We start from the raw sequence: 13,890 nt of genomic DNA, 5'->3' as shown, positions 1-13,890 counted from the left end.
CCTAGCGATTAGACGTGACCGGCCCGCAGGCCTAGGCTGGTGCTATCAAAAAGCCGCCGGTAGTCAGCGCCGATGAACAACCAGCCCCGATGAACAGCAAACCTCCGGTCTGCGCGGCCTCGACGCCTCTGGCCTTGCCTGCCGCCAGCAACACCTACGATTACGTCCAGCTCGACGACGCTGCGCGTGCCAGCACGCCGCTGGCCGAAGAAGTCGCCCTGGCTATCGTCTACAACGGCCTCAACCAGGCCGTGATGCTGGTCAGCCCCACCGACCTTGAAGACTTTGCGGTCGGCTTCAGCGTTGGCAGCGGCATTGTCGATGGCACCGCAGACATCTACGACCTGAAGCTTTCCGGCAGCGGCTCGGCGTTGTACGCCGACCTGGAGATTTCCAGCCGCGCATTCTGGAACCTGAAAAACCAGCGCCGCCAACTGGCCGGCACCAGCGGTTGCGGCCTGTGTGGCGTCGAAGCCCTGGAGCAGGCGCTGCCGGAGCTGGCCGAGCTGCCTGGCGCGCCATTGCCACCGGCGCAGTGGCTGGTGGGCCTGCGTGAGCGCATCGATGCCTTCCAGCCGCTGGGCCAGCACTGTGGCGCCGTGCATGCGGCATTGTTCATGAACGCCCAGGGCGAACTGCTGCTCGGCCGCGAAGACATTGGCCGCCACAACGCCCTGGACAAGCTGATCGGCGCCCTGCTGCGCCAGGGCGTCGCCACCGAAGGTGGCCTGGCGATCGTCACCAGCCGCTGCAGCCTGGAACTGATCCAGAAAGTCCTGCGGGCCGGCATCCAGACGCTGGTCAGCCTCTCGGCCCCTACCGGCCTTGCCCTGCAATGGGCGCGCAAGCACAACCTCAACCTCATTCATCTGCCCAAACACAGTGCACCGCGGGTCTATAGCCCTGCGGCGGAGTCGTAATAGCCGTGACCTCGTACCAGCCTCTTCCAGACAACGCCCCAGCCTCCCCTCCACGCTACAAGCCCTACCACGGCCCCGCCGGTGGCTGGGGCGCCTTGCGCAGCGTGGCCAAGGCCTGGGTTGGCAGCGACAATGCGCTGAAGAACCTTCGCGCCCTGCTCAAGACCAACCAGAATGGCGGCTTCGACTGCCCCGGTTGCGCCTGGGGCGACTCGCCCGAAAGCGGCATGGTCAAGTTTTGCGAGAACGGCGCCAAGGCGGTCAACTGGGAAGCCACCAAGCGCCGAGTCGATGCGGCCTTCTTCGCCCGCTACAGCGTCAGCGCGCTGCTTGAGCAGAGCGACTACTGGCTGGAATACCAAGGCCGCCTGACCGAACCGATGGTCTACGACCCGGCCAGCGACCGCTATCAGCCGATCGCCTGGGATGCAGCCTTTGCCCTGATCGCCCGTGAGCTGAACAACCTGGCAAGCCCCGATCAGGCCGAGTTCTATACCTCCGGGCGGGCCAGCAACGAAGCGGCGTTCCTGTACCAGCTGTTCGTGCGTGCATACGGCACCAACAACTTCCCCGACTGCTCGAACATGTGCCACGAGGCCAGCGGGGTAGCCTTGGGGCAAAGCATCGGTGTGGGCAAGGGCACTGTCACCTTCGATGATTTCGAACACGCCGATGCGATCTTCGTCTGGGGCCAGAACCCCGGCACCAACCACCCGCGCATGCTCGACCCGCTGCGCGATGCCGTGAAGCGTGGCGCCCAGGTGGTGTGTATCAACCCGCTCAAGGAGCGTGGCCTGGAGCGCTTCCAGCACCCGCAGAACCCGCTGGAAATGCTGACCAACAGCGACCGGCCGACCAACACGGCGTTCTTCCGCCCGGCCCTGGGCGGCGACATGGCGCTGCTGCGTGGCATGGCCAAGTTCCTGCTGCAGTGGGAGCGTGAGGCGCAGGCCAAAGGCGAGCCGGCGGTATTCGATCACGTATTCATCGCCGAGCATGGTCACGGTGTCGATCAGTACCTGGCTGCAGTGGACGCCACCTCGTGGGCGCACATTCAGGAGCAGTCGGGCCTTGAGCTTGCGGACATCGAGCTGGCTGCACGCATGTACTGCCGCGGCAAACGGGTGATCATGTGCTGGGCGATGGGCATCACCCAACACCGCCACTCGGTGCCCACCATCCAGGAAATCGTCAACCTGCAGATGCTGCGCGGCAACATCGGTGTGCCTGGCGCAGGGCTGTGCCCGGTACGCGGCCACAGCAACGTGCAGGGCGACCGCACCATGGGTATCAACGAACGCCCGCCGGTGGCGCTGCTCGATGCCATCGAAAAACGCTTCAATTTCCCGGTACCGCGGCACAATGGCCACAATACCGTCGAAGCGATCCACGCCATGCTCGACGGCCGCGCCAAGGTGTTCATCGGGCTGGGTGGCAACTTCGCCCAGGCCACCCCGGATACCGAGCGTACCGCGCAGGCCCTGCGCAACTGCGCGCTGACCGTGCACATCAGCACCAAGCTCAACCGCAGCCACCTGGTCCACGGCAAACAGGCGCTGATCCTGCCGTGCCTGGGCCGCACCGATATCGACCTGCAGGCCGACGGGCCGCAGGCGGTCACCGTTGAAGACTCTTTCAGCATGGTCCATGCCTCCAACGGCCAGCTCAAGCCGCTATCGACCCACATGCGCTCGGAGCCGGCAGTGGTTGCCGGCATCGCCGCTGCCACACTTGGCAAAAACCCGGTCCACTGGCACTGGCTTGTGGCCGACTACAACCGTATCCGGGACTTGATCGGCGACACCATTGCAGGCTTTGCCGACTTCAACCAGCGCCTGAGCCACCCAGGCGGCTTCTACCTGGGCAACAGTGCAGCCAGCCGCCAGTGGAAGACCACCAACGGCCGCGCCAACTTCAAGGCCAACCTGCTGCCGGACACCCTGCTCGACGAGCGGGTACGCGCCAGCGGCCAGGTACCGGACCTGATCATGCAGTCCATGCGCTCGCACGATCAGTACAACACCACCATCTATGGCCTGGACGACCGCTACCGTGGCGTGCGCGGCCAGCGTGACGTGTTGTTCGTCAACGAGGCCGACATCATCCGCCTGGGCTTCCAGCCGGGGCAGAAGGTCGACATCGTCTCGTTGTGGGGCGATTCGCATGTGCGCCGTGTACAGGGCTTCACCCTGCTGGCGTTCGATATCCCGGCTGGGCAGGCGGCGGCGTACTACCCGGAAGTGAATCCGCTGATCCCGTTGGAAAGCATCGGTGAGGGCAGCCATACACCGACCTCCAAGTTCGTCGCCATCAAGTTGGAGCGGGCGCGCGACGACGGGCGAATCGTGTAATCGAAGCGTATGGGTAAAAACGAAAAAAGCCCTGTTCCACAGGGGTTCAGGGCTTTGTCACAATTACCTCAGACACACGAAAATCGATAAAGTTTCATCGATAAAACAGTAACTTAGAGAATTGTGTACAACTCGTGCTACTCGTCGGATTTTCGTTGCCAGCCGCCTCAAGGAACTGCAAATTCGCCCTCGTCATCCTTATGAGGCTCTCTTGATGAAGAAGTACTCCTCGATTCTGTTGTTGTCTTTCAGCTTGCTCAGCGGCGTTGCCATGGCCGGTGGCAATACCGAGGCCGGCATTGGCGGCGCATTGGGTGGGGTACTCGGCTCCGTAGTGGGCAACTCCATCGGTGGTAGCACTGGCGGCGCCATTGGTGCCGGCCTGGGCGGTGCGGCCGGAGGTGCCCTGGGGTGCCGACAAGCGCCAGCGTGGTGAGGCCGCTATCGGCGGCGCACTGGGCGCTGCAGGCGGTAACGTGGTCGGTCGCTCGGTGGGTGGTACCACCGGCAGCTACATTGGTGCAGCCGCAGGCGGCGGCGCCGGTGGCGCGCTCGGTAACTACCTGGGCAACAAGGCCGATGATGACGACCGTCACGACGACCGCCGCTACCGTCGCGGCTACGACGACCGCCGTCATTACGACCGTGGCCGCCACTACGGCCACCGCAAGCACAAGCGCCACTGGCGCGACTGATACCTGAGACCATCCTCAGGCAGCAAGAGCCCCGCCCTCACCCGCGGGGCTTTTTCATGCCTGCGAACCGAGCTGCAGGCCCGACAAAATGACTTGCAGCGCCTCCGGCAGCGGTACCGGCCGGCCGCTGGCGCGCTCGATGAACACCTGCACCACGGTCCCTGCCGCACAAGCATCGGCCTCTCCCGGGCGATACAGCGCCAGCCGGTACTCCACCGTGCTGCCTGCAAGGCGAGTGACGCCCAAACCCACCTCTAGCAGGGGCGAATAGAGAAAACGGAAAAAATCGTACGCTAAGGTTTTCCGGGCAACCGTAGCGGCCTGAACTTCCCGTCTTCAAGCCGGCGGCTCTGCCGCCAGACGTAATCGCCGGTTAGGTTGATGTGTTCCCAACCCAGCGGCGACAGGTATTGCAGCAGCTCGCCGTCCACCGGCTTACCAGCCTCGACCAGCCCCTGGGTGGCGCGTTCCAGATACACTGTGTTCCACAGCACGATAGCCGCCGTCACCAGGTTGAGGCCGCTGGCCCGGTAGCGCTGCTGCTCGAAGCTCCGATCCCTGATTTCGCCGAGGCGGTTGAAGAACACCGCCCTGGCCAGGGAGTTGCGCGCTTCACCCTTGTTCAGGCCGGCATGCACGCGACGGCGCAGCTCGACGCTTTGCAGCCAGTCGAGGATGAACAGCGTGCGCTCGATCCGGCCCAGCTCGCGCAGGGCCACGGCCAGTCCGTTCTGGCGCGGGTAGCTGCCGAGCTTGCGCAGCATCAGCGAGGCGGTGACGGTGCCCTGCTTGATCGAGCTGGCCAGGCGCAGGATGTCGTCCCAGTGGGCACGCACGTGCTTGATGTTCAGGGTGCCGCCGATCAGCGGGCGCAACGTCGGGTAGGCTTGCACGCCCTGCGGCACGTACAGCTTGGTTTCGCCGAGGTCGCGGATGCGCGGCGCGAAGCGGAAGCCTAGCAGGTGCATCAGGGCAAAGACGTGATCGGTGAAGCCGGCCGTGTCGGTGTAGTGCTCCTCGATCCGCAGGTCGGACTCGTGGTACAGCAGGCCGTCGAGCACATAGGTGGAATCGCGGACGCCGACATTCACCACGCGGGTGCTGAACGGCGCGTACTGGTCGGAGATATGGGTGTAGAACAGCCGTCCCGGCTCGCTGCCGTACTTCGGGTTGACGTGCCCGGTGCTCTCGCCCCGGCCACCCGCGCGGAAGCGCTGGCCATCGGAGGATGAGGTCGTGCCGTCGCCCCAGTGGGCGGCAAAGGCGTGGCGATACTGGTGGTTGACCAGCTCGGCCAAGGCCGCCGAATAGGTTTCGTCGCGGATGTGCCAGGCTTGCAGCCAGGACAGCTTGACGTAGGTGGGGGTTGGGGAGCAATGGAACTGAAAACCAACGTAAGCCGAATTAGAGTTCGTTTTACTCGTCAGCGACTGCGAATTAACGAACTTTGATTCGTGAGAAAGGTTTATTGCACTGATTTTCGGGTGTTGGTGACCTTTCCTCGCGATAGCGGAAACGGTTTCATAAAACGGTGGTTTTATCGTACTCCCCAGACAGAGCGCTGGTTTGCGGGCAGGTACTGGGCTTAAGTGCGTTTACTGTTCCATTGCTCCCCGAACCCCTGATCCTGATCACCCTGCCGATTTTCGCCAGGCGCACCTGGGCGCTCACCGCCCTGCGGCTGGGGGATGACAAGGCGGCCAGCTTCGGTATCAACGTGCGCAGCCTGCGTTTCCAGACGCTGATCATGGTCAGCCTGCTCGCTGCGTTTCCCGTGGCCTTCGTCGGCACCATCGGCTTTATCGGGCTGGTCGGCCCGCACATCGCGCGGATGCTGATTGGCGAAGACCAACGTTTCTTCCTGCCGGCCTCGTTGCTCACCGGCGCACTGATCCTGTCGGCGAGTTCGGTGGTCAGCAAAACCCTGATCCCCGGCGCGATTTTCCCCATCGGCGTGGTCACGTCCCTGATCGGCGTACCGTTCTTTATCTCTCTGATTCTCGGCGCAAAGAAAAACTCATGGTAACGATCCAGCTGCAAGACCTCGGCGCCAGCTATGGCCAGCGCACGATCATCAGCGGTGTGACCACCACCGAGTTTGTCGGCGGCCAGGTGGTCGCCGTGGTCGGGCCCAATGCCGCAGGTAAATCGACCCTGTTCAAACGCATGGCAGGGCTGATCGACGGGCCCGGCGAGGTAAAGCTGCAAGGCGCGGAAAAAGGCATGAAAGGCATCAGCTACATGCCCCAGGGCCTCAACGCCAGCGCCCGTTTGACCGTGTACGAATCGGTGCTGCTGGCGCGCAAGCAACTGACACCGGGTTGGGTGGTCCACGATGACGAACTGAAACTGGTCGATGAGATCCTCGACGCCCTGGGCATTACGCCGCTGTCATTCCGCAACCTGGGTGAACTCAGCGGCGGCCAGCAACAACTGGTCTCAATCGCCCAGACGCTGGTGCGCGAACCGCAGATCCTGCTGATGGACGAGCCCACCAGCGCCCTCGACATGCACCGCCAGGTCCAGGTGCTGAACTTCATGCGCGACCTGGCGCGAAAGCGCGAAGTCATCGTGTTCATCGCCATCCATGACCTGAACCAGGCCTTGCGCTTCGCCGATCAGGTGCTGGTCATCGCCGATGGCACCGCTCAGGGCAGCGGCCCGAGCCATGAAGTGATCAACGAGCAGATGCTGCGCGCGGTGTACAAGGTCGAGGCGCGCATCGAACGCTGCAGCCGTGGGCAGCACCATATCCTGATCGACGATATCGTCTGAACCGCTACGGCTGCAGCCCTTCCAGCGCCGTGCCGACCGCTTCCAGTAGCAAGTGCGCATGCTCCTGTTCGAAGGCCAGCAGCGGGCGAATCTTCAGCACGTTTTCCAGCGGCCCGGCAGCACTGATCAATACGCCCTGCTCGCGCATCGCGTTGACCACCTGACGGGTCTGCGTGGCGGCAGGCGCTTTTGTGGCGCGATCGGTCACCAGCTCGACCCCCAGGAACATCCCGGCACCGCGCACATCGCCGATGATCGGGTAACGCTCGGCCAGCTCCCGCAACCCCGTCAACAGACATTCACCCAGGGTGTGCGAGCGCTGCTGCAACTGTTCGTCACGGATGACGTCCAGCACGGCCTGCCCCGCTGCGCAGGACACCGGGTTGCCGCCAAAGGTGTTGAAGTAGCGCATGTTCTGGCCAAAGTGATCGACCACTTGCGCTCGACCGACCAGGCCGGCGATGGGGTGGCCGTTGCCCATCGGCTTGCCCAGGGTCAGGAGGTCGGGGCGCACGTCGTGCCGCTGGAAACCCCACATGTTCAGGCCAGTGCGGGCGAAGCCGGACTGGACTTCATCGGCGATGTACAACAGGCCTTCGGCCTGGGCCAATGCGATCCCTTCGGCGATGCAGCCGGTTGGGCCCGCAAAGACGCCATCGCTGGCGAAAATGCCGTCGAGCAGGATCGCCGCCGGACGAATGCCGTGTTTGCGCAGGTCATCGATGGCCGCACGGACGTCAGCCACGAAGGTCGAGGCCACTTGATCCGCACCCAGCCGATAAGCATCGGGGGCGCGAACGGTGCGCACGTGGGGTGGCAGAACCATGCTCGGGCCGAGCGACGGAGAAAGCTCGGCGATATCACCCGTGACGCCATGATACGCGAAGCGGGTGATGATCACGCCGGTGCCGCCGGTAAACTGTTTGGCGATGCGCAACGCCAGATCGTTGGCCTCGCTGCCGGTGCACGTAAACATGACCCGCTCGAGGTACTCGGGAAAGGTGCCCAGCAGTTGCTCGGCGTAATCGAGCATGCCCTCCTGCAAGTAGCGAGTGTGGGTGTTGAGTTGCCCGGCCTGCCGGCTGATCGCCTCGACCACCCGGGGATGACAATGCCCCACCGACGCCACGTTATTGTAGGCATCCAGATACCGCCGGCCTTGTTCGTCGTACAGCCACACGCCCTCGCCGCGCACCGTGTGCAAGGGGTGTTCGTAGAACAGTCGATAGGCCGGGCCGAGCAACCGTGCCCGGCGTTCGACAAGGCGTTTTTCCTTGTCTGACAGGCGATCGGCATCTTCAGAAGTGAAACCGTTGATCATGCTCATGCGCCAACCTCCTGGGTGCAAGCGGCAAGGATTCTGTCGTGGATCTCGGCGGGTGCCATTGCGGACAATCCCGCCAGGGCATCCTGGGCGCGGTATGAGTTGCGCAGGATGTACTCGCGATTGTCCGGGTGCAGGTCGGCCCGCCAATAATTGATGCACAACGACAACGCCAGGCGTGTGGAGATCAGCACCGGCAGCAGTTGCAATTCTTCGCCGGTGAGGGGATTGACCTGGTGATAGGCGCGGATCATGTCCAGCGCCGGGGCCAGGACGTCGCCCGCCACCCCCAATTGGTACGATGCCGCGACCGCGACCTCGTTGACCAACGGCGCGTGGACCATGTCGCCAAAATCCAGGATGTTGCGCAACACATCGGGCTGATCCGGATCGACGATGATGTTGTGCGGGTTCATGTCGTTATGGATCACCTGGTGGCGCAGCGTGGCGCACTTGCCCAGTACCTGGGATTCGAAGCGGTCCAGGCTGTGTTCGATCCGGTCGCGACGAACGCCCGGCTCGATGTGTTTCAGCCGGGGCCTGAGGCGCTGGGCGTGTTGCATGTCCCACAGCAGGACGTGCCCGGCAGCGGGATGGCTGAAGCCGTCCAGGGCCAGGTCGAACCGGGCGAGCGCTTGGCCCAGGTTCTGCCTGAAATTCACCGATGTGTGGGCGACGCGGTGCAGCGGCAAGCCGTCAACGAAGGACAGGAGACGGACCAACATGCGCTGGCCTTCGATTTCGACCGGCTCCACGAATCGCCCGCCGAGTGATGCAAAGACACGCTGCACCGGCAACGCCGGATCGTTACGCTCGATCTGGAGCATGGCCTGGTTATGGAAGTCCACGACCTGCGGGTTTTCCAATGGATGCGACAACTTGAACAGACGCGACGTACCGTCCGCGAGCATGACCCGGAAATTGAGGTCGCGCTCGCCGCCCAGTTGCTCGAGTTTTCCGCTGATCGCGTAGTGCTGCGCAAGGACCCCAAGGACCTGCCCGTCACTGACACGGGCAGGGGCCGCCTCCAGCAGACAGGGTTGCGCCGATACTTTCTCAAGCGGCATTGTTCATGACTCCTCGCTTCGGTGATGTGGCCTGCTCGCGCAGGCCCCTTGCATTACTTGTTGGCCCAAGCGATGAAACGCTCTTCCAGGTCTTCGCCGTGGTCGATCCAGAACTCGGCATCCGTGGCCCGGGCGTTCTTCAGGTTATCCGGTGAAGTCGGCAGTTTGCTGCCCACCGCCTCATCGACCAGTGCCACGGTTTTGGTGTTGCTTGGCCCATAAGGAATGGCCTCGACAAAGTGCTTCTGCTGAACCGGTGCACTGGCAAACGCGATGAAGTTTTCCGCCAGGGCCTTCTTCGGCGAGCCTTTGACGATGGCCCAGTGATCCAGGTCGTACAGGCTGCCATTCCACTGCATTTCAAACGATTGTCCCTCCGCCTGCGCCGAGGTGACACGCCCGTTATAGGCCGAAGTCATCACCACGTCGCCTGCCGCCAGCCATTGCAACGGCTGCGCGCCGGATTCCCACCACTGGATGTCGGGCTTGATCTGATCCAGTTTGCGGAAGGCCCGCTGCACGCCCTCCTCGGTGCCGAGCAAGGTGTAGACATCTTCCTTGGCCACGCCATCGGCCAACAGGGCGAACTCCAGGGTGAACTTGGCGCCACGGCGCAGGCCGCGCTTGCCGGGGTATTTCTTCACGTCCCAGAAATCCGCCCAGCCCTGTGGCGCGCTGGCGAGTTTTTTCGGGTCGTATGTCAGAACGGTAGACCAGATGAAGATACCCACCCCGCAATCGCTGACGGCGGCCGGGATGAAATCTTCTTTCTTGCCGATGCGCGACCAGTCCAATGGCTCGAACAGGCCTTCGCTACAACCGCGCAACAGCTCGGGGGATTCGACCTCGACCACGTCCCAGCTGGTTTTCCCGGTGTCGGCCATGACCCGGATCTTGGCCATTTCGCCGTTGTAGTCATCGGCCGTGATCGCCACTTTCTTTTCCGAGGTGAAGGGTTTGTAGAAGGCTTTTTCCTGGGCCTGGCGGTTGTTGCCGCCGAAGGACACCACGGTCAGTTTTTCAGCGGCGCTCAAAGGGGTCGTTTGCGGGAGGGGGCGGAATCCTACGCTAAGGCTTTGGCCAGCGATATTCTCCGGTGAGATTGATGTGTTCCCATCCGAGCGGCGAAACATGGGCCAAGAGATCGGGCGATAGCAGCTTTCCATCGCGTTTCTGGTTTGCAACGACCTCGCCGAGCTTCATGGTGTTCCAGAAGATGATGATGGCGGCGAGCAGATTCATGCCGGCGATGCGGTAATGCTGGCCTTCGGCGGAACGGTCGCGGATTTCACCGCGGCGGTGGAAGCTGATTGCCCGCTTCAGCGCATGATGAGCTTCGCCTTTGTTGAGCCCGATCTGGGCACGCCGTTGGAGTTCGGCATCCAGAATCCAGTCGATCATGAACAGGGTGCGCTCGACGCGACCGACTTCCCGCAGGGCTGTCGCGAGCTCGTTCTGCCGCGGATAGGAGGCGAGTTTCCGCAGAATCTGGCTTGGCGCGACGGTCCCGGCAGCAATGGTGGCGGCGATGCGCAGGATGTCGGGCCAATTGCGCTCGATCATGGCTTGGTTGACCTTTCCGCCGATCAACGCTCGCAGGTGCGCCGGGGCGGCCGACGGATTGAACGCGTAGAGCCGTTTGGATGGCAGGTCGCGGATGCGCGGAGCGAACCGGTAGCCGAGAATGGCACATGCGGCAAAGACGTGATCGGTGAAGCCGCCCGTGTCGGTGAACTGCTCGCGGATATGGCGTCCAGCATCGTTCATCAGCAGGCCATCGAGGATGTAAGGCGCTTCGCTTGCCGTTGCAGGAATCACCTGGGTTGCGAACGGCGCATATTGGTCGGAGACGTGGCTATAGGCTTTCAGGCCCGGGGTATTGCCATATTTCGCGTTGACCAGGTTCATGGCCTCACCTTGCTCTGTAGCGACGAAGAACTGTCCGTCGCTCGAAGCCGACGTGCCCATGCCCCAGAACCGGGCCATGGGTAACGCTGCCTGTGCCTCGACCACCATGGCCAGCGCCCGGTCATAGGCTTCGCCCTCGACATGCCACCGTCCAATGCGGATCAATTCCCAGAAGGTGTGGGTGTTTGTCGCATCCGCCATTTTGCGCAAGCCGAGGTTGATCCCTTCCGCCAAGATAACGTTCATTAGCCCGATCCGGTCAGCGCAGGGTGCTCCTGTGCGCAGATGGGTGAACGCTTCGGTGAAGCCGGTCGCCGCATCCACCTCCAGCAGGAGATCGGTGATGCGCGTGGGCGGGATCTGCTTGTAGAGATCGAGCACCAGATCTTCGGCGCCTGTCGGCGCGGCGGCTTCGAGTTTCTCGATATGCAGAACGCCGTTTTCAATCGACCCGCCCGGGATCGTGCCTGCGCGAGCGGCACGGCCAAGCTCGCGCAACCGCATGTCGAGGCGATCTTGCCGGTCTGCCAGCCATTCCTCCGGCCGCAATGGCACAGCGAGACGACCGCCTTCCGCGATGGCTTGTGCCGGAACGAGTGCGTGTTTCAGATCGCCATAGCGCCGGGACCTAGTAAGCCAGACATCTCCGGAGCGGAACGCATCGCGCAGATGGAACAGCACCGCGATCTCCCATAGGCGAGCGTCGCCAGCCCTCTGGGCCCGAAGGTGGCGATGCCATTTCGAGCTGGGCCGCAAGAAGCTGGTCATCGCGGCATCGTTCAAACCGGTACGAAGGGCCGTCACCGCTTCCAGAAGCGGCAGTGCAACGGGCGCAGCTCGCAGATCGAGCAGGCGCAACATGCGTGGAGCGTATCGGCGGAAGCGGTGATAACCGTCGAGCACATGATTGAGCGGATCGTCGGCCATGGTGGCGGTCAGCCTGGTTGCCATTGCAACAAGGGTTTTTAAGCCGTCCCACCCTGACCCACTCGCGATGACATCGCCCAGCGGCTGGCCATCATCCTGTGCATCGACCAGGGCGCCCCCGATCTCGGCGAAGGATTTCAGGGTGTCACGCACCACCCCCGCTTCGTCTGCGACCTTTGCATGGCAAATACGCTCCGAAGCACGGTAGAGACGGCCGACGATCCGGTCGTGGGTTTCGACCACTGCGTCGGCCAACATCGCCTGCCATTCCGAGACGCAAACAGCCAAGATCGCAAGCCGCCTGTCCTCCGGGAGATCGCGCATGCCGTCGGCATAATACCGTTCACCCTGCCTGCGCAGACGAGTCACCCGATGGGCAGGAACGCCGGCAAGCAGATCCTCGGGGAGATCGACGCGTTGCAGATATTCGAGCCGGTCGAGCAGCCGGTTGGCCGACGAAGAGTTCGAGCCAGGCTCGAACTGGCGCAGCCACACAAAACGGGTCACCCGATCATCAGCCGTCTCCTCGAGCAATGCCAGCAACTGTTCTCGGATCGACATAGGCAGCCGACTGGCGATCCTCGTCTCGATGCGTCGCTCGGCATCGACGAGAGCCGCGGCACAAAGCCGCTCGATCGTGGATGTCGCGGGAAGGACAGTGCGGGTGCGTCGGCACTCGGCTACGAAGCGACGGGCGATATCCTCGTTCGACACCGCCATCTCGGCTTCTCGGAACAACCATTCCTTCAGCTCGCTCGCACCACGTCCGGAGAAGGTGCGGAAGCCGTAGAGCCCCCGTAACTCGGCAAGATGCTCGTGCCGTGTTTCCTCGCGGGCAGCATAGTCTACGAGATCGTCGGCACCCAGGCCAAGCTGCGCTCCGATAAATTCGATGACCTCTGCAGGGATCAGTTCGCCTGGAGCCAGCACCCGGCCGGGATAGCGCAGGACACACAATTGCAGGGCGAAGCCGAACCTGTTGTGAGCGCGCCGACGCAGCCTGATATGCCCAAAGTCTTCATCACTCAGCGTATAGTGCTTGAGCAAATCCGTCTGTGAAGTCGGCAAGCGCAACAGCGCGTCTTTCTGCCGATCGGTTAGAGTGACGCGACGCGGCATACATGTTCCTTTTTCAAAATCTGATAGCGTTCAAGACGCTTTGTTTATGAAGCTGGTTGAGATACATTTCCAGAGGTCAATGCAATCGTGGCCGAAGCGCCGCCTCAAACCAACGTTTGTGATACATGCTGATCGGATATGCCCGCGTCTCCAAAGCCGATGGCTCGCAGTCTCTCGACCTGCAGCACGACGCCTTGCGCGCCGCAGGTGTCGAACGGGACAATATCTATGATGATCTTGCTTCCGGCGGTCGTGATGATCGCCCTGGCTTGACTGCCTGCCTCAAGTCATTGCGTGACGGCGATGTGCTGGTGGTCTGGAAGCTCGATCGCCTCGGACGATCGCTTGCCCATCTGGTCAACACGGTGAAGGAGCTGTCAGACCGCAAGATCGGCCTGCGGGTTCTGACTGGAAAGGGCGCTCAGATCGACACCACGACTGCGTCCGGTCGCATGGTGTTCGGAATCTTCGCCACCTTGGCCGAGTTCGAGCGGGATCTGATCCGAGAGCGCACCATGGCGGGTCTCGCCTCCGCGAGAGCGCGCGGTCGCAAGGGCGGACGAAAATTCGCGCTCACCAAAGCTCAGGTGCGTCTCGCGCAAGCCGCCATGGCCCAGCGCGATACTTCAGTTTCCGATCTCTGCAAGGAACTCGGCATCGAGCGCGTCACTCTCTACCGATATGTCGGTCCCAAAGGCGAGCTCAGAGACCATGGAAAGCATGTTCTCGGACTTACGTAGCAACTCGTTTCTTTTCGCAGGTTGAGCCACCTCCGCGCTTCATCAGAAAACTGAAGGAACCTCC

At 62.7% G+C, this 13,890-nt stretch carries 8 protein-coding genes and 4 pseudogenes; 6 read left to right on the top strand and 6 right to left on the bottom strand.

Features of this window, described 5'->3' with window-relative positions:
• The first annotated feature begins 89 nt into the window (after nt 1–89).
• The 3 genes and pseudogenes from fdhD to ACEWE8_RS23140 all read left to right on the top strand — a co-directional run bounded on the left by fdhD (nt 90) and on the right by ACEWE8_RS23140 (nt 3,966).
• Nucleotides 90–920 carry a formate dehydrogenase accessory sulfurtransferase FdhD gene (fdhD, locus tag ACEWE8_RS23150; protein WP_046788235.1) on the top strand — a complete coding sequence of 277 codons (831 nt, stop codon included), beginning with the start codon at nt 90–92 and terminating at the stop codon, nt 918–920.
• A 5-nt stretch (nt 921–925) separates the two neighbouring features.
• The gene (locus ACEWE8_RS23145) at nt 926–3,271 is read left to right on the top strand and encodes an FdhF/YdeP family oxidoreductase (protein WP_046788234.1); all 2,346 of its coding nucleotides are present in this window, start codon (nt 926–928) and stop codon (nt 3,269–3,271) included.
• A 214-nt stretch (nt 3,272–3,485) separates the two neighbouring features.
• Nucleotides 3,486–3,966 (top strand): annotated as a pseudogene (locus ACEWE8_RS23140) (glycine zipper domain-containing protein).
• A gap of 54 nt (nt 3,967–4,020) precedes the next feature.
• On the opposite strand, the pseudogene ACEWE8_RS23135 reads toward ACEWE8_RS23140, so the two are convergent.
• Nucleotides 4,021–4,230 (bottom strand): annotated as a pseudogene (locus ACEWE8_RS23135) (acyl-CoA thioesterase); the annotation flags it as partial.
• Nucleotides 4,231–4,259: 29 nt separating this feature from the next.
• A pseudogene (locus ACEWE8_RS23130) lies at nt 4,260–5,336 on the bottom strand (Tn3 family transposase); the annotation flags it as partial.
• Between the two features lie 251 nt (nt 5,337–5,587).
• Here ACEWE8_RS23130 and ACEWE8_RS23125 point away from each other — a divergent pair.
• Nucleotides 5,588–5,992: pseudogene (locus ACEWE8_RS23125) on the top strand (FecCD family ABC transporter permease); the annotation flags it as partial.
• Nucleotides 5,986–6,741: an ABC transporter ATP-binding protein gene (locus ACEWE8_RS23120; RefSeq protein WP_016487051.1), complete on the top strand. Its 756-nt coding sequence runs from the start codon at nt 5,986–5,988 to the stop codon at nt 6,739–6,741. The pseudogene ACEWE8_RS23125 and the gene ACEWE8_RS23120, both read left to right, overlap by 7 nt.
• A 4-nt stretch (nt 6,742–6,745) precedes the next feature.
• On the opposite strand, the gene ACEWE8_RS23115 is transcribed toward ACEWE8_RS23120, so the two are convergent.
• The 4 genes from ACEWE8_RS23115 to ACEWE8_RS23100 are packed head-to-tail and all read right to left on the bottom strand — an operon-like array spanning nt 6,746 to nt 13,086.
• Nucleotides 6,746–8,068: an aspartate aminotransferase family protein gene (locus ACEWE8_RS23115; RefSeq protein WP_016487050.1), complete on the bottom strand. Its 1,323-nt coding sequence runs from the start codon at nt 8,066–8,068 to the stop codon at nt 6,746–6,748.
• On the bottom strand, nt 8,065–9,132 hold the full coding sequence (locus tag ACEWE8_RS23110) for a phosphotransferase (RefSeq protein ID WP_016487049.1): 1,068 nt from the start codon (nt 9,130–9,132) through the stop codon (nt 8,065–8,067). Before ACEWE8_RS23110 ends, ACEWE8_RS23115 begins: the two co-directional genes overlap by 4 nt.
• 53 nt (nt 9,133–9,185) lie before the next feature.
• The gene (locus tag ACEWE8_RS23105; protein ID WP_046788233.1) at nt 9,186–10,166 is read right to left on the bottom strand and encodes an ABC transporter substrate-binding protein; all 981 of its coding nucleotides are present in this window, start codon (nt 10,164–10,166) and stop codon (nt 9,186–9,188) included.
• Nucleotides 10,167–10,200: 34 nt separating this feature from the next.
• Complete coding sequence (locus ACEWE8_RS23100) at nt 10,201–13,086, bottom strand: Tn3 family transposase (RefSeq protein ID WP_032428972.1); 2,886 nt, start codon at nt 13,084–13,086, stop codon at nt 10,201–10,203.
• Between the two features lie 125 nt (nt 13,087–13,211).
• Here ACEWE8_RS23100 and ACEWE8_RS23095 point away from each other — a divergent pair, with 125 nt between their 5' ends.
• A complete protein-coding gene (locus tag ACEWE8_RS23095) occupies nt 13,212–13,826 on the top strand; it encodes a recombinase family protein (protein WP_000904906.1) in 615 nt (204 codons plus the stop codon).
• Nucleotides 13,827–13,890 lie beyond the last annotated feature (64 nt).

Origin of the sequence: Pseudomonas sp. TR47 (assembly GCF_044143025.1) — a bacterium.
GTDB lineage: Bacteria > Pseudomonadota > Gammaproteobacteria > Pseudomonadales > Pseudomonadaceae > Aquipseudomonas > Aquipseudomonas putida_E.
This window is presented reverse-complemented; position numbering and strand designations above follow the sequence as displayed.